Below are 22,244 nucleotides of genomic sequence, written 5' to 3'. Positions count from 1 at the left end.
CATAGCCCCGCGAAACCCCCACTCACATCCGGTGATGTTCCAGCAAGAAATCCACGAACAACCGCACCCGCGCCGGCATTGCCAAGCCACCCACGAACACCGCGTGAATCGGCTCCTGGTCGCCGGGGTTGCAGTCTTCGAGCAGCGGTATCAAGTCGCCGCGCTGCAAATCCTCTCTCACGCTGAACTCGCCAATGCGCGCAATGCCGGCACCGACTCTGGCAAATTGGGCCAGTGCTTCACCACTGGAGCATTCGATGTTGCCACTGACCTTCAGCGAGAATTCTTTTCCGTCGCGGACAAACGGCCAGTCGGGTTCGGCGCGCCGGAAATTGAAGCGCAGGCAGTTGTGCTGGAGCAGGTCCTCCGGTTCGTTTGGGGTGCCGTGCCGCCGCAGATAGTCGGGCGACGCCACCACGACCTGGCCGGTATGGCCGATCCGGCGTGCCGTCAGCGGACTGTCGGGCAGGTGACCAAAGCGCACCGCCACGTCCGCCTGGCCAGCGAGAATGTCGACCACTTCGTCACCGAGGCTGAGGTCAACGACGATGTTCGGGTAGCGCGCTGAAGTCGGCGACCAGCGGAACGATCGCCAGCCGCCCATGGCCAAGTGCGGCGCTGACCCGCAACCGGCCCTTGGGCACGCCCTGATCGGCGATGGCTTCTTCGACCTCGTCCATGTCGGCCAGAATGCGCCGCGCGCCGCGCAGGAACGCCTCGCCCTCGGCGGTGAACGTGAGCGCGCGGGTGGTGCGCAACAACAAGCGCGTGCCGAGACGTTGTTCGGCGCGGGCAATGATCCGGCTGACCGCCGAGGGTGTCAGTCCCAATGCACGCGCAGCAGCCGACAGGCTGCCTTCCCGGGCCACGGTGACGAATACGCTCATTTCACCTGACCTGCCGTTGAAGTCCATTTGTGCCTCTTGCGCAAAGGTGATTGCCAAAATCGCTATCTACCGCCTGAAAACGATGGATCGTAGCATTGGCGGCATAGATGAGGAGATTTCCATGCGTATCAATCCACCCCTTGTTGCACTCGCCATCGGTACCTTTGGCATCGGCGTGACCGAGTTCGCGCCCATGGGCATGTTGCCCGGCATCGCGGCCGATCTCGGCGTTTCCATTCCTGCTGCGGGGCTGTTGGTCAGTGCTTACGCCTTGGGCGTACTGCTCGGCGCGCCGCTGATGACGCTGACCACCGGCAGGATTCCCCGGCGCTACCTGCTGATCGGACTCATGGCGATTTTCACCCTGGGCAATCTGATGTCAGCCCTGGCGACCGATTACTACAGTCTCATGATCGCCAGGGTGGTGACTTCACTGAACCACGGTGCGTTCTTTGGCGTTGGCTCCATTGTCGCCGCCAGTGTGGTCGCGCCAGAGAAACGTGCCGGCGCCGTCGCGGCGATGTTCATGGGCCTGACCCTGGCGACCATTGGCGGTGTACCGCTGGCCGCCTGGTTTGGCGAGTTGTTCGGTTGGCGCACGGCATTTTGGGGGATTACCGGCCTCGGCGTGTTGACCATGGCTGCCTTGTGGTTCGCCCTGCCCAACTTGAAGGCACCACAAAGTGTGGGTGCGCTGGCGGAAATTCGCGTACTGGGCCGAGGGCCGGTGCTGGCAGCGCTGGCCCTGACCGTCGTCGGATCAAGTGCCATGTTTACCGTCTTCACTTACATCGCACCGATTCTCAGCAGCGAGACCCACGCCTCCACCGCTTACATCACCGCCATGCTGGTGCTGTTCGGTGTGGGGTTGACACTGGGCAACATGTGGGGCGGCAAGGCTGCCGACCGCTCGATCGATCGCACCCTGATCGTCTCGCTGAGTGCGCTGATTGTGGTCTTGCTGGCGTTTACGCTCCTGATGCGCTGGCCGCTGCCAGCCGCTGTTGCCATCCTGATCTGGGGTATTGCCAGCTTCGCCCTGGTGCCGCCGCTGCAGATGCGAGTGATGGAAGCTGCCAAGGACGCGCCCAATCTCGCCTCTGCGGTGAATATCGGTGCCTTCAACTTTGGCAACGCGATCGGTGCGGCGCTGGGCGGAGCGGTGATCAACGCCGGGTTGGGTTATCCGTCAATTTCCCTGGCCGGCGCGGCGATGGCCGCTCTGGGCCTGCTGATGGTATTGGCTTTTGCCTGGCGCTCCAGAACACGTACTGCGGCAGTGGCGTGACGACGAGGGGGAGTGGGGGCAACCTTCACTCCTCCTGATAGGCCTCAGGTCAGAACGCTGAATGCGGCGTTAGCCAATACCTCCCCATTCACCATCACCTGCACAGCATGTCGCCCGGTAAAATGCTTGCGCGTCGTAAAGTCCTTGATCTGCTGACTGCGCTTCACGCGTTCCTCGCCAAACCCCAGCAACGCCAACGTCTTCAACTTGAACACCTTCCTCGAAACACTGCCATTCGACTTTACATAGTCAATCGCATAATCAATCACCAACTTCTGCTCATGCGCCACCGTCGACTTGACCCTGAGCGATAAAGTAATTGTCTCGCCTAGCCGAACTGCCGTCGGCGTGACCGTAAAATCCAGCAACTGAACTTCGGCCTTCGCCCCCGCGCCAATGACCGTCAGCGCCCGGACATCGCCCTGCTTGATCAAACTGCGCAACGCATGCCTGGCGATCCAGGCCGTGTGCCTGTTCTCCAGCGACCACCCTTCAACCGCACTCAGCACCCACGCCGGATGCACCTTGGTTACGTCATTCAGATGATTCGCCACGGACTTGCGCACATACAAACTCTCATCCGCTTTCAGTCGATCCAGTATTCCGGCGGCCAATTGCGGATTCGCCTGCACCGTCTCCAGTCGAAACGACCATGGCAGGCGAGGGCGGCTGCCTTCGCTGGCGAGGCGGCGGACGTGGTGGTTTTCGTCTCGGGTCCAGTCGTGCATCAATTCCAGCGAGCGCTCAAGGTCCGTGCGCAGAAAGTGGCGGATGGCGAATTCGGAGGAGCCGAAGGTGGTGAAGTACTTCAGGGCTTGCATGGACGTTTCGAACGCATGCCCGCCGTAGCTGGCGACGTAGTGCGGCAGGCACATGCTGACGAATCCGCTGTTCAGCCGTGGCGCGAGTGCGCGTAATACATCGAGGGAATCTTCGTAATTCAGCGGCAGCACGGCGTGCAGGCTCTCGGCGACGCGGGCCATGCGTTGCATTACCGATAGCTCGGCCAGGCCGTGACTGGCATGCTTGAGGAACACCTCGGTTTTAAACGCCGGGTAGACGGCGGCCGTCTCGGTAGCGATGTGCTGCAGACGTTCGGCGTTGAAAATCTCTTTTAACGCCGGGGCGGCGGTGTCGGTGGTGCTCATGCTCAGTTCATCGGCGTGCTGATAAACGCGTCGGTGCCTTCAGCGTAAGCGGTGTAGCGGGCAATTCGCGGATAGCGGGTGGCATCGATCTGATCTGGCACGACCAGTGCGGCGAAGCTCCACGCGACCGCCAGGCTGATGCCGTCCTGGACGAGCGAGCCATCCTCGGGCAAGGCACTGTGCTCAAGTTCCTTTTCCAGTGCACTAAACGCGGCGGCGAGTTGGCCTTCAACGCGCTCAACCCAAGGTTGATATTGAATGTCGGCCGGACGCAGGTTGCGTTCGTAGTAGAGCTGCACGGATTTTTCGCACGCGGCGAGGCTCAGGCCGATCAGGCGCAAGGCTTGCGCGCGCCGGGTCAATTCAGTCGGCAACAGGCTCTTGCCGCAAGCGCTTTCGAGGTAGTCGAGGATGAGGGTGGAATCCATCAACACGAGGCCGTCGTCGAGGACCAGCGTTGGCGCTTTGACCACCGGGTTGATCTGCTGGAATTGCTCAAAATGCCGGAACACCGAGACCGACTCGTGTTCTAGGTCGATGCCCAGGCATTTGGCTGAGATGGCCACGCGGCGCACGTAAGGGGAGTCGAGCATGCCGATCAGTTTCATGACGCGTTCCTTCAAGTCGAATCGGTGGGACACATAACCTAGCCGAGCCGGCGGCAATTGTCAGTCATCGAATCCAGCCTGTTCGTGAATCTCATCGACATTCAGTCCCAACCGATACGCCACCGCGACAAACAATGCCTGACACAGGCACAGCGTCGCGCTCAGTGAACGAAAGGCGAGGGCGCTGCCTTCGTTGACCAGCAGCACGCTGTCGGCCAGTTTTGCCAGCGGCGAGAGCGCGCTGTCGGTGAGTATCAGCGTGTTGGCCTGTTGCTGACGGGCGAAGCGCAGGCAGTGCCGGGTTTCCTTGGCATAAGGTACGAAGCTGATGGCGATGACCAGGTCATTGGCGCGTACGCTGCGCATTTGCTCCCGATAGCTGCCGCCGAGGCCCGAAACCAGGTGGATGCGTTTCCCGGTGTGTTGCAGGTTGTAAACGAGGTAGTCGGCCACGGCGAAGGAGCGACGCACGCCAATCACATAAATGTTCTCGGCGTGGGTGATGAGGTTGACGGCTCTTTCGAAGGCGCTGTCGTCGAGTTCGCGGCCCAGGCGCTCGATGCCTGAGCGAGTGGCATCAATGCACTCGCGGGCGAGGTCGCCGTCGCTGGCCTTTTGTGTCTGGTTGGCGATCATGCTGCGAATGCGCTGCTGGTAGTTTTGCACCGGCGAGGCTTTGTTGGTGTAGGCACTGCGAAACAGCGACTGCATTTCGCTGAAGCCGCTGAAACCGAAGCGTTGCGAGAATCGCACGATGGCGGACGGATGGACTTCGCACTCGCGCGCGATGTCGCTGATGCGGTCGACCATGATCCGGTCGCTCTGCTGGCTCATATAGCTGGCGACGCGTTTGAGTTGACGCGGGAGGGCTTCATATTCTTCGCTGATCAGTTGCAGCAAGCGCTCGGCATTGATCGGGGGGCTGGCGAGCGAAACCTCGTCGGTGGCCGACAGATCGGGGCGGGGCATAAGGCATCCTTCAGGCTGATTGATCGCACGTTGGGCCTGATAGTAGTGGGGCTGTGCGGGGTCTGCTGTGCTGAAACGATGCACCGACCGCGGAAAATTTCGCGCTCAGGCGCGGCGCAGTTAGCCGTTTGTCTTCTATATAACGCCGCTGGACTGAATTTCTTGCTATAAACGCACTCCGATGACCGCTGCGACGCTAGTGTCAGAGCAGTTTCCGGGCTGTGTCGGACAAATTCCCGTATTTAGAGTTGCTGAGGCCTCAATCGGGCCTTAGACTGCCGCCCCTTCGTAAATTGAGTGCCGGGTGGCGTTTGCAATAAACGATGCCTTTTCGTCGACCGGACACGGATCGCCGAAACGCTCCCTAATTCGCCTTAATGCACGTTTTTTTATAGAGATATCAATGACAAAGGACAAGTTGCTGGCTATGCCGGCAGATGACTACATGAATGCAGAGCAACACGCTTTCTTCACTGAGCTGTTGCAGAACATGAAAGTCGAAACCCACGAGCGCATTGAGCAAAATCGTATCGCCATCGAAAGCCTGGACACCCCGGCTGACCCGGCGGACGCGGCTTCGGTTGAAGAAGAGCGCACCTGGCTGGTCAACGCGATCGATCGCGACCAGCGCATGCTGCCGCAACTGGAACAAGCCCTTGAGCGCATCAAGGACGACAGCTTTGGCTGGTGCGACGACAGCGGCGAGGCCATCGGCCTGAAGCGCCTGCTGATCAGTCCGACCACCAAGTACTGCATCGAAGCTCAAGAGCGTCACGAGCAGATCGACAAGCACCAGCGTCAGGCCTGATTCTGTGCGGTAGGCCCTGAATAGGGACTACCCCGAAAAGATCGCAGCCGTCGGCAGCCCCACATGGGTTGCCGGCGGCTGCGATCTTTGCTTTTGCTCGTCTGCAGCAATCCTGCGTCGTTCCATTGACCTGCCACAGCCCCACGACTAACGGACCATGGATAATGGCGTTGTAGTGGCGTTTAATGCAGTCACAACAATGAGAACAAGCGTGGGGTGATGAAGATGACGAGAGACGGATCTCTGGTTGCGGCTCTGCCTGCACCAGTGCTTTTGCCGAAAAACCGCTGGATCGCTCCGACCTTGCAAAGCATCGCCCTGATGCTGTTGCTGGCCGCCACGACGCTGGCTGAATGGTCGTTGTACGTCGGCATGCCGCTGGCGATGCTGATTGTCTGGCTGCCGCGCTTGCGTTCCCGCGCCACCCCTGAGGCCGCGCCTGTCGATACCGGCAGTGCCATCGCCGAACTGACCCGAGACCTTTCCTGCACCACCAGCCATAACGCGCTGTCGGCGGCCGGTGTCGCATTTTCGGTCAAGGCGCTGGCGAGCAAGCTGCAATCGCAACTTGATGCGGCGGCACGGATCGTCAGTAACGCCGAGGTGATGATTGCCACCGAGCACGCGACGTCGCAGCTCAGCCGCGAAGCCCTGGAGGCGGCCAGCGAGGCGCATCAGAGCAGCGCGGCGGGGCGCAACGAACTGATTGATTCGATTTCGCGCATGCATCAGCTCAGCCAGCGTGCCAATGCCAGCCGCGAACTGATCGAGGCGTTGAGCGTGCGCAGTGACGATATCCAGCGAGTGACCCTGGTGATTCAATCGATTGCCAGCCAGACCAATCTGCTGGCCTTGAACGCGGCGATAGAAGCGGCGCGGGCCGGCGAGCATGGTCGTGGTTTTGCGGTGGTGGCGGATGAAGTGCGCGGGTTGGCGGCGCGCACGGCGTCGGCGACGGGTGAGGTGGGTGAAATGGTCGCTGACATCCAGCAGCGCACTGCGCAGGTGGTCGAGCAGATTCGCCAGTTGTCGAGCGATTTGCACACCGGCGTCGAACAGGTCGAGCGCACCGGCCAGCACCTGGAAAATATCGCTCGCCTGGCGGCCGGGGTGGAAGGGCAAGTCGGCGAGATCGCCCGTGGCGCACAAACCAATCGCGAGCAGCTCGACAGTTTGTTCAAGGCCGTCGAGCAGATGCGCAGTGATCTGGCAATCAGCGATCAACAGACCCGACGCCTGGCCGAGGCGGCGGTGCAAATGGAAGGCCAGGCCGAAACCATCAGCGAGCGCCTCGCCGAAGTGGGGCTGGACGACTATCACCAGCGCGTCTACGACCTGGCCCGCGAAGGTGCGAGTCAGATTGCGGCGCGGTTCGAAGCGGATGTCGAGCAGGGCCGAATCAGCCTGGACGATCTTTTCGATCGCAACTACCAGCTGATTCCCGGTACGGAGCCGGCCAAGTATCAGACCCGTTTCGACCGTTACACCGATCAGGTCTTGTCTGCGATCCAGGAGCCATTGCTGCGGCGCCATGAAGGGCTGGTGTTCGCGATTGCCTGTACGCAGCAAGGGTATGTGCCTACGCATAACCAGGTTTTCAGCCAGCCATTGACCGGGGATGCGTCCGTCGACACGGTGAACAATCGCACCAAGCGCAAATTTGCCGATCGCACCGGAATCCGCTGCGGCAGTCACCAGCAACCGGTGCTGTTGCAGACGTACACCCGCGATACCGGCGAGCTGATGCACGATCTGTCGGTACCGATCATGATCAAGGGCAGGCATTGGGGTGGTTTGCGTCTGGGCTACAGGCCGGAGAGTCCGCGCTAAGTGATTGTTACGGTTGACGCAATGAAGCTGTGCACGGCGGTTGCTGTTTCCGTCCGGGGGAAACCATTAATCTGCCCGCTTAGTTAGGTAGCTAATTATTTCTCGGAGGCCGGCGTGCAGTGCAGGGTTGATGTTGCAGTGATGATTGGCAGCGGCGTGCCCGCTGGCTTGCGTGCGAGGGGACAAAGCGTCTGCTGGGTGGTGTTGCTCAACGGCGAGCGTCGCGGGACCGCGTTCGCCAGCCGGGGTGAAGCAGAGGAATGCAGGGCCGCCTGGCTCGAGCAACTGAACATCGAGTCGGGCGACCGCTTGCACTGAGCGTACTATTTGCCGCGGTGCAGACGTACGTTCAGTTCATCGACAAAGGGCGCTTCCTCGCCGTCGGCGAGTAACCATTCCTTTAGTAACTGCGCCTGTTGCGGTTCCCAAAAGTCCGCATCGATGAGTTTAGTATCCGGGTCCAGCGGATGTGCTTCGACAAAATCATTAATGGACGCCTCATCCGAAGGCAGGCCCAGTTGTTCGAAAACGGTGGTCAGATTCAGTTCTGTAGGCAGTTCCATCATGTACTCCTCGGTGGGCGCCGGTACGGCTTGTCGATACTTCTTTATCTGAGGCAAGCATCGCCATGGAGTTCGATTTTTGATTCAAGCCAGCGCGCGAGGGCACAGGCTTCGTTGTGGTTTTCGCGGAAACCTCTTACAAGCCCGGTAGACGTTTCCTTGATGTGAAAAAAAGCGTTGCCGGCGGGTACGACCCGAAAGCGCGGCGTTCGGTGGCTCCAGGTCGGTGTTGGCGGGTTGTCCATGTCGGCCACCTGCATGATCATCGAGGCAGTGACACGTTCGTCGGGCAACATGGCAAAGTGAGTCAGTGTGCACATATGAAGTCCTTTTCGTCAGTCGGCCGGCATTTACCGGTCGGTTCGGGTAGTCGTAATGAGGAACGCTGCTCTAAAATCGCCAATACCTGTTGACGACCGGGCTTATCTAAAGCAATTTTTCGCGAGGGATATGTCGGAAAAGTGCTTTTTTTCGTGAGAAATTTCCCTAAAGTTCGTAGTCAGCTTTGCTCTGGTCGCTCTTGAGGCTTTTTCCTTCAAGGTTTGTCGAACTACCGGGCAGGTTTCGTGACTGACAATCCAGTAGTCTACGAACCTCGCGATTAATGAGCGCTCTGTTCACTTCGGGTATTTTTTGAGTTATCTGGCAGTTCCATCGGCCTGGCCGTTTCTTTGCCGTGCGCGTTTTCCGTACGCGCTTTTTCAGATGTGGGGATGTTTCTTTGGCAGTCAGTAACCTCGATATGCATGCTTTGTTCGTGCTGGGTGATTTACGTGCAAAGCTGGTCAAGCAGTTTCAATCACGTTTTGTTTACATCACCGAGCAAAACGCGGAAGGCATTTACGTCGCCGAAATCGATACCGAAAGTGCCCTGGTGGTCGATGACAAACCGGGTCTCAAACTTAAAGTCGGCGATCATTTCAGCGCCTCGGTCCTGCCCAGTCGTGAAGGCGGCAAGCTGGACATTCGTTTCCGCGATATCAAACTGACGGTCTACGGTCTGGGTGATTACGCGTTCGTCACGACCGCCGAAGGCCAAGCGATCCTGTTCAAGGAAGGCCACAGTGTGGTGACCGTATTCGCCGCAAATGAGCAATTGCAGGAAGGCCTGACCAAAACCTTGAAGGCTGTCACCGCCAAAGCAGCCAAGTGGCGCAAGGGCGAGCTGATTACGTTCAAGGCCAGCGAGTGAACAGGGCGCAGTTTCATTCGCACAATCTCGACACGGCACGCCAGGAAGCCCGGCGTTTGCTGGCGGCCAAGGCTGAGCTGCAAGGGGCGTGGCTGAACTGGGTGGCTGCGCAGATCTATACATTGCGCCCGGCGGAGTACGCGAGCATGGTCAGACGCGAGCTGCAAATCCTGCAGGAAAATTCTGAATCGTAGCGTCACGCAGTGCATGTCCCTGAAAATGCAGGAACCTCGGCTACAGTGAGTTGACTGAGTACTCAGAGGCTTGCGGTCTGGCAGGCCATCCTGTCATTGCTGTGGACAGCACGAGGTGCAATGCATGAACGGAATTCGACGGTTATTGGCCGCCTGTGTGGCTGCATGGACATTGCTGGCTTCAACGCCAACGCTGATGGCCGCTCAGGCACCGATCCATTTTGCCGATCTGAATTGGGAAAGCGGCAGCCTGATCACCGATGTACTGCGCATCATCGTCGAAAAGGGCTACGGGTTGCCCACCGACACTTTGCCGGGCACCACCATCACCCTGGAAACCGCGCTGGCCAACAATGACATTCAGGTCATCGGCGAAGAGTGGGCCGGACGCAGCCCGGTGTGGATCAAGGCCGAGGCCGAGGGCAAGGTTGTCAGCCTGGGCGATATCGTGAAGGGCGCCACCGAGGGCTGGTGGGTGCCGGAGTACGTAATCAAGGGCGACCCGGCCAAGGGCATCAAGCCGCTGGCGCCGGAGCTGCGCAGTGTCAGTGATCTGAAACAATACAAGGACGTGTTCAGGGACCCGGAGAATCCAGGCAAGGGGCGCTTTCTCAACAGCCCGATCGGCTGGACCTCGGAGGTGGTCAACAAGCAGAAGCTGACGGCTTATGGCTTGCAGAACGATTTCACCAACTTTCGCAGCGGCTCGGGTGCCGCGCTCGATGCCGAGATCAGTTCATCGATTCGTCGGGGTAAACCGGTGTTGTTCTATTACTGGTCGCCGACGCCGTTGCTGGGCAAGTTCAAACTGGTGCAACTGCAAGAGCCGCCGTTTGATGCCGAGGCGTGGAAGACCCTGACGGATGCCGACAATCCCGATCCGAAACCGACGCGGTCGCTGGCGTCGAAGCTGTCGATCGGTGTTTCAACACCTTTTCAGAAGCAATACCCGCAAATAGCCGAATTCTTCAGCAAGGTCGATTTCCCCATCGAGCCGCTGAACAAAGCGCTGGCGCAGATGAGTGAGAAGCACACCGCGCCTCGGGATGCCGCGCTGGCGTTCATGAAGGAACATCCGCAGGTGTGGCAGGCATGGTTGCCCAAGGATGTGGCTGACAAGGTCGCGGCTGGTCTGAACTGACAGTGGTTCCGGCTGCATGATTAGCGTCGGTCGTGCAGCCGCCCGGCGATAGGAGGTGCAAGGCAGCGTACCGCCGACCGGTCGTGCAGGCGCAAAAAATCCGACTACGATGGTTTGTTCAAATCCCTTTCAAGGATTTCAACCATGACCTTTGTGTTGGCTCAATGGCTGGTGAGTATTTTCGCGGCGATCAGTCTGATGCACGTGTATTGGGCGCTGGGTGGGCAATGGGCGGCAGCGGCGGTGGTGCCACAAGTGCCGGTGAAGGGCTTTGTGGAAACCGTGCGACCGGCCTTCAATCCATCTGGCTGGTTCACGCTGATAGTCGCGGCTGCATTGCTGGTGATTGCGGTATTGGTATGTATGCGGGTTGGCTGGGGAATACCGGCGGTGAGCCACAAAGCGCTGCAATGGGTCATCAGCGCGATTGCGCTGTTGATGTTTGCCCGGGCGATTGGCGATTCCAATCTGGTAGGTTTCTTCAAGGAAGTGAAGGATTCACGGTTTGCCCGGCTGGATACCTGGGTGTACTCGCCGCTGTGTGCGGCACTGGGGGCGGGGTTGTTGGCGGTTGCCTGGGTTTGAGATCAGATCGGATTTTTGTGGTTGCTGAACTGGCCTCTTCGCGGGCAAGCCCGCTCCCACAGGGACTTGGGTTGCCCCCGGAATTTGTGTAAACCCACAATCACTGTGGGAGCGGGCTTGCCCGCGAAGAGGCCTGCACCGACACCACAAAAATCTGACTTAGCTACCACTTTCGGTACGCCGGCTACTGACCTCCGCCGGCACATCATCCCCCGCCATACGCTTGCGAAACAGCGCCGCTCGCGCCAGCAGCAGTGTGGTTACCGGTACGGTGATTGCCAGCAGAATCGGAATCAGCCAGGCATGCAGCACTGGCCCGGACTTCAGCGCGGAAAAGCAGATAATGGAGGCCAGCGCCACGCACCAGGCACCCAGCGTCGAAGCCAGGGCGGGTGGGTGCATGCGCTGGAAGAAATCTTTCATCCGCAACAGCCCGGTGGCGCCGATCAGCGCGAAAACGCCGCTGAGCACCAGCAGAATCGCCACGGGAATCTCGACCCACAAAGACAATGGCGCACTCATTCGATCACCTCGCCACGCAACAGGAATTTCGCCAAGGCAAACGAGCCGACGAAGCCGAACAGCGCGATCAGCAGCGCTGCTTCGAAATAGGTGTCGCTGGAGTAGCGAATGCCCAGGGTCAGCATCATCAACATGGCGACGATATACAGGTAATCCAGGGCCAATACCCGATCCTGGGCGGAAGGGCCTTTGAACAGGCGGATAAGGGTGAGCACCATCGCCAGCGAAAACAGGAACAGTGTCAGCAGGATTGCGTTCGACAGTAATGGGCTCATTCGAAAATCTCCATCAGCGGCCGCTCGTAGGTGGTCTTGAAGTGTTCGATGAATTGCGCCTCGTCATCGAGATCCCAGACGTGCAGCAACAGGATGCTGCGATCCAGTGCCAGCTCTGACCAGACCGTACCGGGCACCACCGTGCAGATCATCGCCAGCGTCGCCAGACCGTGGGCATCGCGCAGGTCCAGCGGGACTTTGACGAAGCCCGGGCGCAACGGTCGGCGCCCGGCATTGAGTACGCCCCAGGCAACGATCAGGTTGGACATCACCACATCACGACCGACCAGACAGAACAAACGCAGAATCGTCCCCGGCCGACGGATGCGTGCGCGTTTCGGGCGCAATTTGCGCATCATCAACGGCGCCGCGAAACCCAGCGCGGCGCCGAGCAGCAAATTGCCCGGACTGACCGACAGGTTCAATGTCAGCCACAGAACCCAAAGCGCCAGCGACAGCCAGGGGGCGGGAAACAGACGCCTCATGGTTGCACCTCCAGCGTGGCGGCTGCGGCATCCGGGCCGGGTACAGCGCGGGTGCCGAGGACTGCCATGACGTATTGCTGTGGATTGTTCAGGGCATCAGCGGTGGCCTGGGTATAGCGCAGCAGCGGCTCAGCCTTGAATGTCAGCGCAATGCTCAGCCCCAGCAGCAAGAAGATCGGCGCGCATTCAAATTTGCGCAGCAGCGGCGACGGGCGCTCCTCCGGTGTCCAGAAACGCTGGATGCCCAGGCGCGAGAAGGCCATCAAGGAGGCCAGACCCGACAGGATCAACAGTGCCAACAGCGCCCATGCCGCGCTGGAGATCGGTGCGTCGCTGCCCAGTCCCTGCGTGTTGAGCAGGGCACCGATCAGGCTGAGCTTGCCAATGAAACCCGACAAGGGTGGCATGCCGATGATCAACAGCGCGCAAGCAATGAAGCTGAGGCCGAGAAACGCCATGGTCCATGGGATCACCTGGCCGACCACGGCTTTCTGCTCGTCGTCGAGGTTGATGCCCTTGGGCGGTTGCAGCGACTCCTGCGGGCGCGGTAGCAGCTCGCTTTCGTCTTCCAGCGGGATTTCGTTGGCCGAACGCGAGCGTTCGATCAATTCGGCCAGCAGGAACAGCGCGCTCAACGCCAGGGTCGAGCTGACCAGATAGAACAGCGCGGCGCCGATCAGGTTCGGTTGGGCGAAACCGACGGCTGACAATAGAATACCTGCCGATACCAGAATGCTCAGGCTGGCCATGCGCTCCAGCCGTTGTGCGGCGAGAATCGCCAACGCTGCGCAAGCCATGGTCGCCATGCCGCCGTAGATCAACCAGTCGCCACCGAAGAATGCCGAGGCGCCGGCCTGTCCCGAGAAAAGCAGCGTCCACAGGCGCAGCAGGGTGTAGACGCCGACCTTGGTCATGATTGCGAACATCGCCGCGACCGGGGCGCTGGCGGACGAATAGGCCGGGACCAGCCAGAAGTTGAGTGGCCACATACCGGCCTTGGCCAGGAACGCGACGGCCAGAATCCCTGCACCCGCGTGCAGCAAGCCCCGATCGGCTTCCGGCACCAGAGGAATCTTCAGCGCCAGATCCGCCATGTTCAGGGTGCCAGTGACGCCATAGATGAGCGCCGCACCGATCAAAAACAGCGACGACGCCAGCAGGTTGATCGAGATGTAATGCAGCCCCGATGACACCCGTGCCCGGCCCGAACCATGCAGCAACAGACCGTAGGATGCCGCGAGCAGTACCTCGAAGAACACGAACAGGTTGAACAGATCCGCCGTCAGAAACGCGCCATACAGACCCATCAGCTGAATCTGGAACAGGGCATGGAAGCTCGAACCCGCGCCGTCCCAGCGCGCCATGGCGAACAGCAGGGCGCTGACACCGATAATCCCGGTCAGCACCAGCATCAGTGCTGACAACCGGTCGACCACCAGCACGATGCCGAAGGGCGCTTGCCAGTTGCCCGGCAGGTACACGCCGATGCTCCCGGGCACGCCAGTGGTTTGCGTCCATTGCAGCAGCATCACCGAAATGAACAGGCCGACGAGGCTGGAGAACAGGTTGATTTTCGCTTTCAGCGGCCGGTGTCGCTCGCCGAGCATCAGCATGATCGCCGCCGTCAGCAACGGCAGCAGAATCGGCGCAGCGATCAGGTGAGTCATCGCCATCATTCCTTAGGCTCCCGGCCGTCGACGTGGTCGGTGCCGGTCAGCCCGCGTGAGGCGAGCAGCACGACGAGGAACAGGGCAGTCATGGCGAAGCTGATAACGATCGCAGTCAAAACCAGTGCCTGGGGCAGGGGATCGGTGTAATGCAGCAGGTCCTGGGTCACACCCTCCTTGATCACCGGTTCTTTTCCGATGAACAGGCTGCCCATGCTGAAGATGAACAGATTGACCGCGTACGACAGCAGGCACAGGCCCATGACCACCTGGAAGGTCCGTGGCCGCAGGATCAGCCAGACGCCGGACGCAGCCAGAATGCCGATGGCGATTGCGATGACTTCTTCCATCAGACGGCTCCTTTGCTGGCGACGGATTTGGGCAGCGATGCGGTTTTATGGCCACGCACCGACTGGTGGGCGAGGGCGGTAAGGATCAACAGTGTTGAGCCAACCACCACGCCGTACACACCGATGTCGAAGAACAGCGCACTGGCGATGTGAATATCACCCAACAGCGGTAATGCGAAATGCCAGGTATGGGTGGTCAGGAACGGATAGCCGACCAGCATCGCCCCCAGCCCGGTGGCGGTCGCAAACAGCAGCCCGGTGCCCATCCAGCGCAGCGGGCGCAGGCTCATTTGCGCCTCGACCCACTGCGTACCGGCGACCATGTATTGCAGGATGAACGCTACCGACATCACCAGCCCTGCGACAAAACCGCCACCTGGCTGGTTGTGCCCGCGCATGAACAGATAGCACGACACCACCAGCGCAATCGGCAGCAACAGGCGCACCAGCACCGCCGGCACCATCATGAAACCCAACGCCGTATCGCTTGCCGACCGTGGGTTGACCAGGTCGGTGACCACATCGGGTGCGAGCAGGCGTTGCTGAGCCGGCAACTGCAGGCTTTCTTTCGGTGGGCGGAAGCGGCGCAGCAGGGCGAATACGGTCAGCGCCACGGCAACCAGCACGGTGATTTCGCCGAGGGTGTCGAAACCACGGAAGTCCACCAGCATCACGTTGACCACGTTGCTGCCGCCGCCTTCGGGCAAGGCGCGGCTGAGGTAGAACGAGGAAATGTCGTTGGGCGTCTGCCGGGTGAGCATGGCGTAGGACAGCAGCGCCATGCCGGCGCCCACGGCTATCGACAGCAGCAAGTCGCGCAGACGACGAATGCGTGCCTTGCGCAAGCTGCTCGGCAGTGGCGAGACCTCTTCAATCCGCCGCGGCAGCCAGCGCAGGCCGAGCAGGATCAGCACGGTGGTGACCACTTCGACCGCCAGTTGCGTCAGGGCCAGATCCGGCGCGGAGAACCAGACGAAGGTTACGCAGGTCATCAGCCCGCAGACGCTGACCATGGTCAGGGCGGCGAGACGGTGATACTTGGCCTGCCAAGCGGCGCCCAGGGCGCAGGCGATCGCCAGTAGCCAGAGCGTCACGAAGACGATGGAACCGGGTATCTTCGGTCGGTCGCCCCAGCTCAGGCTGCTGTGCAACATCGGGATCAGGCCGGCAAGCACCGCTGCCGAGACCATCAGGAACAACTGCATCTGCAGGCGTCGGGTGCCGAGTCGCCGCTCGCCCCGTCGGGCCAGGCGCATCATGATCACCAGACTGCGCTCGAACAGGCGCTTGCCGTTGAAGCGGCCCACCAGTGGCGGGTACTTGAAACGGCCGAGTTTGAACTGGTTGCGCAACAACAGATAAAGCACGATGCCGCCAGACATGGCGATCAGGCTCATGATCATCGGCGCGTTCAGACCGTGCCAGATAGCGAGGCTGTATTCCGGCAATTCACCACCGACCACAGGCAGCGCCGCAGCGGCGAGCAACGGCCCGACAATCTGTGCCGGAAAAATCCCCACCAACAGGCAGGTGAACACCAGCAGTTCGACCGGTGCGCGCATCCAGCGCGGCGGTTCGTGCGGCGTGTGCGGCAGGTCGGTAGCGGTTGGGCCGAAGAACACGTCGACGGTGAACCGCAAGGAATAGGCGACGCTGAACATGCCGGCGATGGTCGCCACGATCGGCAGGCTGGTTTCGACCCAGGCCGTGGCGTTGATAAACACCGTTTCGGCGAAGAACATTTCCTTCGACAGGAAGCCATTGAGCAACGGTACGCCGGCCATCGAGGCGCTGGCGACCATGGCCAGGGTCGCGGTGAATGGAATCAGTTTGACCAGGCCGCTGAGTTTACGGATGTCACGCGTGCCGCTTTCGTGGTCGATGATGCCGGCGGCCATGAACAGCGAGGCCTTGAACGTGGCATGGTTGAGAATGTGAAACACCGCCGCGACGGCGGCCAGCGGACTGTTCAGACCCAGCAGCAAAGTAATCAGGCCGAGGTGACTGATGGTCGAGTACGCCAGCAGTCCTTTGAGGTCGTTCTGGAACATCGCACAGTACGCGCCAAGCAACAGCGTACAGGCGCCGGCCCCGCTGACGATGTAGAACCATTCTTCACTGCCGGACAGCGATGGCCACAGACGTGCCAGCAGAAAGACCCCGGCCTTGACCATGGTCGCCGAATGCAGATACGCCGAAACGGGGGTGGGTGCCGCCATTGCGTGGGGCAGCCAGAAGTGGAAGGGAAATTGCGCGCTTTTGCTCAGCGCGCCAATCAGGATCAGGGGTAGCAGGATAGGGTAGAGGGCATGTGCGCGAATCAACTCGCCGGCGGCCAGGACCTTGTCCAGGTCATAGCTGCCGACGACATGGCCGAGGATCATGACCCCCGCCAGCAGGCACAATCCCCCCGCACCGGTGACCATCAACGCCATGTAGGCGCCACGCCGGGCGTCGGCGCGGTGGTGCCAGTAGCCGATCAGCAGAAATGAGAACAGGCTGGTCAGCTCCCAGAAAAACACGATCTGGATCAGGTTGCCAGAGATGACCAGACCGAGCATGGCGCCCATGAAGGCCAGAAAAAACGCGAAGAAACGCGGCACCGGATCGTCCGGCGACATGTAGTAACGGGCATATAAAGACACGAGTGTGCCGATGCCGAGCACCAGCATCGAGAATAGCCAGGCGAAGCCGTCCATGCGCAAGATGAAGTTCAGGCCCAGGCTGGGCAACCACATGAATTCTTCGCGAATGACGCCGCCGTGGGCGATCTGCGGGTACAGCAACGCGACCTGAACGGTGCCGATCAGAGCGACCAGACCTGCCAGCAGGGATTCGGCATTACGCGCGTTGTGTGGCAGCACCGCTGCCAGACAGCTGCCAATGAATGGCAGAAGCAGTAGAACTATCAGGGACATAGGCTTCTAATCTGCGGAAGTTTGTGAAGCATCATACGTGCCAGCTCCCCGATTACCAAACGCGAGGATGTCTCAGAATCCTACAAAGTAGTCCGGGATTTTATGTTTGGCCTTGTTTCAGGTAGATCGATGTTGCGTGCAATGGCCTCATCGCGAGCAGGCTCACTCCTACAATTTGAAACGCATCCACCTGTAGGAGTGAGCCTGCTCGCGATAGCCATATGTCAGGCACGGCGTTAACCAAGCGTCTCCCGTTCCAGCTCAGTCTCCGCCCCGGCAGCTTTCCCCTTGGCCTTCAACTCGCTGACAATCACCGCCGCAACAATCAACCCCGCGCCGACCAGCGCAATCGCCGGCAGTCGCTCCCCGGCGATCCGCCCGACGATCCCTGCCCAGACCGGCTCACCGGCATAGATCAACGTGGCCCGAGTCGGCGAAACGCTCTTCTGCGCCCAGTTCATCGCCACCTGGATCGCCGCACTCGCCGCGCCCAGCCCCAGAGCGCTCGAAAGCAGCAGCCAGGAAAAATCCGGAATCGCCTCACCGGTCGGCACTACCAACAGGAACGACAACACCGCTGTCACCGCCAGTTGCACCACTGTCACTCGCCGCACATCCACCTGGCCGGCGAACGTGCTGATCAGGATGATTTCGGCCGCAATGGCGACGGCGCTGATCAGCGTAGCGATCTCACCGGGGCTGAAATTCAACGCGGCACCCGACGGGCCTGACAACAGCATCAGTCCGGTAAACGCCAGCATGATGCCGATACTCGGCATCAATCCGGGGCGGCGGCCCAGCACCAGCCACTGCAACAGCGGCACGAACGGCACGTACAGCGCGGTAATAAAAGCCGACTGACTGCTCGGAATACTCTGTAGCCCGACAGTCTGCAGTCCGTACCCGAGCATGATTGCGACGCCGATGAACGACCCGGCCTTGACCTCGAACAAGGTCAGTTCACGCAGGTGACGCCAGGAAAACATCGCGACAATCGCCGCCGCAGCGGCAAAGCGCAGGCCGACAAAAAACATTGGCCCACTGACGGTCATGGCGTGTTGCACCAGCAAAAAGGTGCCGCCCCAGACCATGGTGATCAGCACCAGCACGCACTCGGCTTTGCTGAATCTGGAGAAACGGAGGGAAGTGGGGGAGTTGTTTGCCGACGTCATGACCTTGCGCACTATAAAAGGCAGGACGCACAATGCATCCAACGTTGGGCAGTATACTGCCCAATCCCACCAAGTGAGCAATATAGTGCCCAAAGATTCCAGCCAAAGAACTTCCGTGCTTCAGCATGTCAGCCAGAACGTGCGGCGCCTGCGTCACGCGGCGGACATGAGCCAGACCGCGCTGGCGGAAAAGTCCGGGGTCAGTCGGCGTATGCTGGTGGCGATTGAGGCCGGCGAGAAAAATGTCAGCCTGACCACCCTCGACCGCGTTGCCGAGGCGCTGGATGTGGCGTTCAGCGACCTGATTCAGGCCGCAGATTCCCGCGATCCCAGCCGCATCAACGAAGTCGCCTGGGCGGGAGCGATCCCGGGCAGCAAAGCGGTCTTGCTGTCCAAAGCCACCGCCACTCGCGAGGTCGAACAATGGGAATGGTGCCTGCAACCGGGCGAGGTGTATCCCTCGCAACCGGATGCCGCAGGCTGGAGCGAGCAAATCTATGTATTTGAAGGGCGTCTGACGCTCATGCTCGGGGATCAGCCGCAACACATCGGCAAAGGCGAGTTCTTTATGTTTGCCAGCGATCAGCCGCACTCCTATCGCAACGATGGTGATGTCGCGGCGTGGTTTGTGCGTAATGTGGTGATCTGAATGGAGCAGCGCGCGGACATTCTGATCATCGGTGGCGGTCTCAGCGGCACAATGCTGGCGGTGCAGTTGCTGCGGTTACCAGGACAACGCAGCATTCTGGTCATCGAGCCGCGTGCCGAACTGGGCCGTGGCGAGGCCTACAGTGCCGTCGAACTGGGCCACACGCTCAACGGCAATGCGGCACGAATGAGTGTCGACCCGGATAACCCCAATGATCTGACGCAATGGCTGACCAAACACATCGCCGCAGGCGGCTGGCCGCAATCCCGGGAGCAGAAGGTCCCGGTCAGTGAGCTGTTTCCGCCCCGTGGTTTGTTCGGTGTGTATGTGCAGCAGCGTCTCGCTGAGGCTCGGGTTGTCGGCGCGCAGCACGGTTCGACGCTCGAGCATGTCTGCGCCGAAGCCATCGATTTGCAAGACGACGCCGATTCAGTGCTGCTGACATTGCGCGACGGCCAACGGTTACGCGGCAAACGCGCAGTGCTTGCCACCGGCATGTTTCCCGCCGCCCGCACGCCGCAGGCGCAATCCAGTGGCCTCAACGCCGCCGCGCTCGATCCTTGGGATGTCGCTGCGATGCGCGAGCTTGATCCACAATCCACCGTGCTGATCATCGGTTCCGGCCTGACCATGGTCGATGCCGTGGTGTCGCTGGAGCAGGCCGGGCATCGCGGTCCGATCGAGGTGTTCTCGCGCCACGGTTTGCTGCCGCATGTGCGCCGTCAACCGCCGGCCTGGGTGGATTTTCTGGCAGAGAATCACAACATCCGCACGCCACGCCAGTTATTGCACGAATTGCGTCGGCACTGTCGCGACGCCATAGCCCAGGGGATCGACTGGCAGGCGCCGCTGGACACGGTCCGCGTGCATATCGCGCGGTTATGGAGCCAGGCGACTGACGTGCAGCGTCGACAATTCGTACGGCATGTGCGGCCGTGGTGGGAGAGCCATCACCATCGTTCGCCGCCGTTGAGTGCGGCGCTGGTCGAGCGCCTGCACGGCGAAGGGCGCTTGCGCATCCATGCGGCATCGTTCATGGGGCTTGAAGCCAGCTGCAATGACGGTGTGAACATTCGCGTACGTCCCCGCGGCGAATCCGAAAGCCGGGTGGTTAAGGGCGCAGCATTGATCAATTCCAGCGGTATCGAATACGACTGGCGACGCGTCGCCAGACCTTTGCCACAGCAGTTGCTGGCGCGCGGTCTGGTGCAGCCGGGGCCGTTGGCGTTGGGGATTGCGGCAGCGGCGGAGGGTGCGGTACTGAATGCCGAAGGGCAGGCCAGCAATCGTTTGTTCGCCATGGGGCCACCGTTGCGAGGGATGTGGTGGGAGAGTACGGCGGTGACGGACGTGGCGTTGCAGGCCAAGGCATTGGCGGGGCGGTTGGCGAGCCGAGGTTGATGGTGGTCTTTCAGGCCTCTTCGCGAGCAGGCTCGCTCCCACAGGGGCTTGGGTTGCGAACAAAATATGCGTCACACCCTGGATCCTGTAGGCGTGAGCCTGCTCGCGATAGCGGTTGTTCAGTCGATATAAAAAGTGACTGATAGACCGCTATCGCGAGCAGACGAAGGCCTGCATTTGTTGCGTGGTGGCTGAAAGTTACGCGACGACCTGGTAACACGGCACATACGCCGCGCCACCCGGCAGTTTCATCCGGTGTTGGGCGACGAAGGCTTTGAGCAGTGCATCAAGCGGTTGCATGATGGCCGCATCGCCACGGATCTGGTACGGCCCGTGCTCTTCGATCAGGCGGATGCCTTTGTCCTTGACGTTGCCGGCGACGATCCCGGAGAACGCCCGGCGCAGGTTGGCCGCCAGTTCGTGCGGTGGCTGGTCGCGGTGCAGTTTGAGGTTGGCCATGTTTTCGTGGGTAGGGTCGAACGGGCGCTGGAAGCCTTCGTCGATCTTCAACAGCCAGTTGAAGTGAAACGCGTCGTTGCGCTCGCGGCGGAACTGCTTCACCGCTTTCAGGCCCTGAGTCATCTGCCGCGCCACTTCGGCCGGATCGTCGATGATGATCTCGTAATGCTGCTTCGCTGCTTCGCCGAGGGTTGCGGTGACGAACGCGTCGAGCTGCTCCAGATACGGCGCGGCATGTTTCGGCCCCGTCAGTACCACCGGGAATGGCAGGCCCTCGTTGTCCGGGTGCATGAGGATGCCCAACAAGTACAGGAACTCCTCCGCCGTGCCGGCGCCGCCCGGGAAGATGATGATGCCGTGGCCTACGCGCACGAAGGCTTCCAGGCGTTTTTCGATGTCAGGCAGAATCACCAGCTCGTTGACGATCGGGTTCGGCGCTTCGGCGGCGATGATGCCCGGCTCGGTCAAGCCAAGGTAGCGGCCGCCGTGAATACGCTGCTTGGCGTGGGCGATGGTTGCCCCCTTCATCGGGCCTTTCATCACGCCGGGGCCGCAGCCGGTGCAGATGTCGAGGCTGCGCAGGCCCAGTTCGTGACCGACTTTCTTGGTGTATTTGTATTCTTCGGTATTGATCGAGTGGCCGCCCCAGCACACCACGATCTTCGGCTCGACGCCCGGGCGCAGGGTGCGGGCGTTGCGCAGCAAGTGGAAGACGTAGTCGCTGATGCCTTGGGAACTGCTCAGGTCGATACGTTGGCTGTCGAGTTCGTTTTCGGTGTAGACGATGTCGCGCAAGGCGCTGAAGAGCATCTCTCGGGTGCTGGCGATCATTTCGCCGTCAACGAAAGCATCGGCCGGAGCGTTCAGCAACTCCAGGCGTACGCCGCGATCTTGCTGGTGAATGCGGATTTCAAAGTCCTTGTAGGCTTCAAGGATGGTCTTGGCGTTGTCGACATGCGCGCCGGTGTTGAGGATGGCCAGGGCGCACTGGCGGAACAGATTGTAGATGCTGCCGGAACCGGCTTCGCTCAGTTGCTGGACTTCACGTTGAGAAAGCGTTTCCAGGCTGCCTTTCGGGCTGACCGAAGCATTGATTACGTGTCGTTGGGTCATGCAATGATCCTTAAAACGAT

General features: G+C 60.6%; 23 protein-coding genes and 1 pseudogene. 10 read left to right on the top strand and 14 right to left on the bottom strand.

The features are described from left to right. Window positions 1–22: 22 nt before the first annotated feature. Window positions 23–914 (bottom strand): annotated as a pseudogene (locus HU743_RS11325) (LysR family transcriptional regulator). Window positions 915–1,008: 94 nt separating this feature from the next. On the opposite strand from HU743_RS11325, the gene HU743_RS11320 reads away from it, so the two are divergent. Then, window positions 1,009–2,175 (top strand): MFS transporter, encoded by a 1,167-nt coding sequence (locus HU743_RS11320; RefSeq protein WP_186648679.1) that lies wholly within the window; start codon window positions 1,009–1,011, stop codon window positions 2,173–2,175. 44 nt (window positions 2,176–2,219) lie between these two features. On the opposite strand, the gene HU743_RS11315 is transcribed toward HU743_RS11320, so the two are convergent. Genes HU743_RS11315 through HU743_RS11305 form a run of 3 tightly spaced genes read right to left on the bottom strand, consistent with a single transcriptional unit; the run spans window position 2,220 to window position 4,900 of the window. Next, window positions 2,220–3,323 (bottom strand): DNA alkylation repair protein, encoded by a 1,104-nt coding sequence (locus HU743_RS11315; protein ID WP_186648678.1) that lies wholly within the window; start codon window positions 3,321–3,323, stop codon window positions 2,220–2,222. A 2-nt stretch (window positions 3,324–3,325) separates the two neighbouring features. Continuing rightward, on the bottom strand, window positions 3,326–3,931 hold the full coding sequence (locus HU743_RS11310; RefSeq protein ID WP_186648677.1) for a glutathione S-transferase: 606 nt from the start codon (window positions 3,929–3,931) through the stop codon (window positions 3,326–3,328). A 60-nt stretch (window positions 3,932–3,991) separates the two neighbouring features. After that, window positions 3,992–4,900: a MurR/RpiR family transcriptional regulator gene (locus HU743_RS11305; protein WP_186648676.1), complete on the bottom strand. Its 909-nt coding sequence runs from the start codon at window positions 4,898–4,900 to the stop codon at window positions 3,992–3,994. Between the two features lie 403 nt (window positions 4,901–5,303). Between HU743_RS11305 and HU743_RS11300 the strand changes: the two genes are divergently transcribed. From HU743_RS11300 to HU743_RS11290, 3 genes are all read left to right on the top strand, one after another. Further along, window positions 5,304–5,708, top strand: a complete 405-nt coding sequence (locus tag HU743_RS11300) for a TraR/DksA family transcriptional regulator (protein ID WP_016775095.1) — start codon at window positions 5,304–5,306, stop codon at window positions 5,706–5,708. Window positions 5,709–5,933: 225 nt separating this feature from the next. Beyond that, complete coding sequence (locus tag HU743_RS11295; RefSeq protein ID WP_186648745.1) at window positions 5,934–7,538, top strand: methyl-accepting chemotaxis protein; 1,605 nt, start codon at window positions 5,934–5,936, stop codon at window positions 7,536–7,538. Window positions 7,539–7,652: 114 nt separating this feature from the next. Beyond that, the gene (locus HU743_RS11290) at window positions 7,653–7,856 is read left to right on the top strand and encodes a hypothetical protein (protein WP_186547799.1); all 204 of its coding nucleotides are present in this window, start codon (window positions 7,653–7,655) and stop codon (window positions 7,854–7,856) included. A gap of 5 nt (window positions 7,857–7,861) precedes the next feature. On the opposite strand, the gene HU743_RS11285 is transcribed toward HU743_RS11290, so the two are convergent. Further along, entirely contained in the window at window positions 7,862–8,101 is a 240-nt protein-coding gene (locus HU743_RS11285; RefSeq protein ID WP_186648675.1) for a DUF2789 family protein, read from the bottom strand. Between the two features lie 44 nt (window positions 8,102–8,145). Beyond that, window positions 8,146–8,421, bottom strand: a complete 276-nt coding sequence (locus tag HU743_RS11280; RefSeq protein ID WP_186648674.1) for a hypothetical protein — start codon at window positions 8,419–8,421, stop codon at window positions 8,146–8,148. A 422-nt stretch (window positions 8,422–8,843) separates the two neighbouring features. On the opposite strand from HU743_RS11280, the gene HU743_RS11275 reads away from it, so the two are divergent. The 4 genes from HU743_RS11275 (at window position 8,844) to HU743_RS11260 (ending at window position 11,213) form a co-directional block, all read left to right on the top strand. Further along, window positions 8,844–9,293: a hypothetical protein gene (locus HU743_RS11275; RefSeq protein ID WP_186630643.1), complete on the top strand. Its 450-nt coding sequence runs from the start codon at window positions 8,844–8,846 to the stop codon at window positions 9,291–9,293. After that, window positions 9,290–9,487, top strand: a complete 198-nt coding sequence (locus HU743_RS11270; RefSeq protein WP_186547793.1) for a hypothetical protein — start codon at window positions 9,290–9,292, stop codon at window positions 9,485–9,487. Before HU743_RS11275 ends, HU743_RS11270 begins: the two co-directional genes overlap by 4 nt. A gap of 124 nt (window positions 9,488–9,611) precedes the next feature. After that, a complete protein-coding gene (locus HU743_RS11265) occupies window positions 9,612–10,628 on the top strand; it encodes an ABC transporter substrate-binding protein (RefSeq protein WP_186648673.1) in 1,017 nt (338 codons plus the stop codon). A gap of 144 nt (window positions 10,629–10,772) precedes the next feature. Further along, window positions 10,773–11,213, top strand: a complete 441-nt coding sequence (locus tag HU743_RS11260; protein WP_186648671.1) for a DUF3995 domain-containing protein — start codon at window positions 10,773–10,775, stop codon at window positions 11,211–11,213. 159 nt (window positions 11,214–11,372) lie between these two features. Here HU743_RS11260 and HU743_RS11255 read toward each other — a convergent pair whose 3' ends face one another. The 7 genes from HU743_RS11255 to HU743_RS11225 form a co-directional block, all read right to left on the bottom strand. After that, window positions 11,373–11,735: a Na+/H+ antiporter subunit G gene (locus HU743_RS11255; protein WP_186621373.1), complete on the bottom strand. Its 363-nt coding sequence runs from the start codon at window positions 11,733–11,735 to the stop codon at window positions 11,373–11,375. Next, on the bottom strand, window positions 11,732–12,010 hold the full coding sequence (locus tag HU743_RS11250; RefSeq protein ID WP_003225959.1) for a K+/H+ antiporter subunit F: 279 nt from the start codon (window positions 12,008–12,010) through the stop codon (window positions 11,732–11,734). Before HU743_RS11250 ends, HU743_RS11255 begins: the two co-directional genes overlap by 4 nt. Next, complete coding sequence (locus tag HU743_RS11245; protein ID WP_186648670.1) at window positions 12,007–12,495, bottom strand: Na+/H+ antiporter subunit E; 489 nt, start codon at window positions 12,493–12,495, stop codon at window positions 12,007–12,009. Before HU743_RS11245 ends, HU743_RS11250 begins: the two co-directional genes overlap by 4 nt. Beyond that, window positions 12,492–14,171 (bottom strand): monovalent cation/H+ antiporter subunit D, encoded by a 1,680-nt coding sequence (locus HU743_RS11240; protein WP_186648669.1) that lies wholly within the window; start codon window positions 14,169–14,171, stop codon window positions 12,492–12,494. The genes HU743_RS11245 and HU743_RS11240 overlap by 4 nt, the downstream gene beginning before the upstream one ends. Then, on the bottom strand, window positions 14,168–14,512 hold the full coding sequence (locus tag HU743_RS11235; protein WP_150647313.1) for a Na+/H+ antiporter subunit C: 345 nt from the start codon (window positions 14,510–14,512) through the stop codon (window positions 14,168–14,170). The genes HU743_RS11240 and HU743_RS11235 overlap by 4 nt, the downstream gene beginning before the upstream one ends. Continuing rightward, the gene (locus tag HU743_RS11230; RefSeq protein WP_186648668.1) at window positions 14,512–17,430 is read right to left on the bottom strand and encodes a monovalent cation/H+ antiporter subunit A; all 2,919 of its coding nucleotides are present in this window, start codon (window positions 17,428–17,430) and stop codon (window positions 14,512–14,514) included. Before HU743_RS11230 ends, HU743_RS11235 begins: the two co-directional genes overlap by 1 nt. Window positions 17,431–17,666: 236 nt before the next feature. Further along, window positions 17,667–18,602, bottom strand: a complete 936-nt coding sequence (locus tag HU743_RS11225) for a DMT family transporter (protein ID WP_186648667.1) — start codon at window positions 18,600–18,602, stop codon at window positions 17,667–17,669. A gap of 85 nt (window positions 18,603–18,687) precedes the next feature. Between HU743_RS11225 and HU743_RS11220 the strand changes: the two genes are divergently transcribed. Next, on the top strand, window positions 18,688–19,251 hold the full coding sequence (locus HU743_RS11220; RefSeq protein ID WP_186547775.1) for an XRE family transcriptional regulator: 564 nt from the start codon (window positions 18,688–18,690) through the stop codon (window positions 19,249–19,251). Next, window positions 19,252–20,652 (top strand): FAD/NAD(P)-binding protein, encoded by a 1,401-nt coding sequence (locus HU743_RS11215; RefSeq protein WP_186648666.1) that lies wholly within the window; start codon window positions 19,252–19,254, stop codon window positions 20,650–20,652. It abuts the gene before it with no gap. Window positions 20,653–20,850: 198 nt separating this feature from the next. On the opposite strand, the gene ppnN is transcribed toward HU743_RS11215, so the two are convergent. Continuing rightward, window positions 20,851–22,224 carry a nucleotide 5'-monophosphate nucleosidase PpnN gene (gene ppnN, locus HU743_RS11210; RefSeq protein ID WP_186648665.1) on the bottom strand — a complete coding sequence of 458 codons (1,374 nt, stop codon included), beginning with the start codon at window positions 22,222–22,224 and terminating at the stop codon, window positions 20,851–20,853. Window positions 22,225–22,244: the final 20 nt, after the last annotated feature.

The sequence above is a fragment of the Pseudomonas sp. SWRI99 genome (assembly GCF_014270125.1).
In the GTDB taxonomy this organism is placed as follows: domain Bacteria; phylum Pseudomonadota; class Gammaproteobacteria; order Pseudomonadales; family Pseudomonadaceae; genus Aquipseudomonas; species Aquipseudomonas hamedanensis.
The sequence above is the reverse complement of the archived record's forward strand: the minus strand, read 5'-3'. Positions and strand labels throughout refer to the sequence as shown.

What these genes read in the sequence shown, in the direction of transcription:
- HU743_RS11320 (WP_186648679.1), top strand. Translation starts at nt 1,009, where the DNA reads ATGCGTATCAATCCACCCCTTGTTGCACTCGCCATCGGTACCTTTGGC.
- HU743_RS11315 (WP_186648678.1), bottom strand. Translation starts at nt 3,323, where the DNA reads ATGAGCACCACCGACACCGCCGCCCCGGCGTTAAAAGAGATTTTCAAC.
- HU743_RS11310 (WP_186648677.1), bottom strand. Translation starts at nt 3,931, where the DNA reads ATGAAACTGATCGGCATGCTCGACTCCCCTTACGTGCGCCGCGTGGCC.
- HU743_RS11305 (WP_186648676.1), bottom strand. Translation starts at nt 4,900, where the DNA reads ATGCCCCGCCCCGATCTGTCGGCCACCGACGAGGTTTCGCTCGCCAGC.
- HU743_RS11300 (WP_016775095.1), top strand. Translation starts at nt 5,304, where the DNA reads ATGACAAAGGACAAGTTGCTGGCTATGCCGGCAGATGACTACATGAAT.
- HU743_RS11295 (WP_186648745.1), top strand. Translation starts at nt 5,934, where the DNA reads ATGACGAGAGACGGATCTCTGGTTGCGGCTCTGCCTGCACCAGTGCTT.
- HU743_RS11285 (WP_186648675.1), bottom strand. Translation starts at nt 8,101, where the DNA reads ATGGAACTGCCTACAGAACTGAATCTGACCACCGTTTTCGAACAACTG.
- HU743_RS11280 (WP_186648674.1), bottom strand. Translation starts at nt 8,421, where the DNA reads ATGTGCACACTGACTCACTTTGCCATGTTGCCCGACGAACGTGTCACT.
- HU743_RS11275 (WP_186630643.1), top strand. Translation starts at nt 8,844, where the DNA reads ATGCATGCTTTGTTCGTGCTGGGTGATTTACGTGCAAAGCTGGTCAAG.
- HU743_RS11265 (WP_186648673.1), top strand. Translation starts at nt 9,612, where the DNA reads ATGAACGGAATTCGACGGTTATTGGCCGCCTGTGTGGCTGCATGGACA.
- HU743_RS11260 (WP_186648671.1), top strand. Translation starts at nt 10,773, where the DNA reads ATGACCTTTGTGTTGGCTCAATGGCTGGTGAGTATTTTCGCGGCGATC.
- HU743_RS11255 (WP_186621373.1), bottom strand. Translation starts at nt 11,735, where the DNA reads ATGAGTGCGCCATTGTCTTTGTGGGTCGAGATTCCCGTGGCGATTCTG.
- HU743_RS11250 (WP_003225959.1), bottom strand. Translation starts at nt 12,010, where the DNA reads ATGAGCCCATTACTGTCGAACGCAATCCTGCTGACACTGTTCCTGTTT.
- HU743_RS11245 (WP_186648670.1), bottom strand. Translation starts at nt 12,495, where the DNA reads ATGAGGCGTCTGTTTCCCGCCCCCTGGCTGTCGCTGGCGCTTTGGGTT.
- HU743_RS11240 (WP_186648669.1), bottom strand. Translation starts at nt 14,171, where the DNA reads ATGATGGCGATGACTCACCTGATCGCTGCGCCGATTCTGCTGCCGTTG.
- HU743_RS11235 (WP_150647313.1), bottom strand. Translation starts at nt 14,512, where the DNA reads ATGGAAGAAGTCATCGCAATCGCCATCGGCATTCTGGCTGCGTCCGGC.
- HU743_RS11230 (WP_186648668.1), bottom strand. Translation starts at nt 17,430, where the DNA reads ATGTCCCTGATAGTTCTACTGCTTCTGCCATTCATTGGCAGCTGTCTG.
- HU743_RS11225 (WP_186648667.1), bottom strand. Translation starts at nt 18,602, where the DNA reads ATGACGTCGGCAAACAACTCCCCCACTTCCCTCCGTTTCTCCAGATTC.
- HU743_RS11215 (WP_186648666.1), top strand. Translation starts at nt 19,252, where the DNA reads ATGGAGCAGCGCGCGGACATTCTGATCATCGGTGGCGGTCTCAGCGGC.
- ppnN (WP_186648665.1), bottom strand. Translation starts at nt 22,224, where the DNA reads ATGACCCAACGACACGTAATCAATGCTTCGGTCAGCCCGAAAGGCAGC.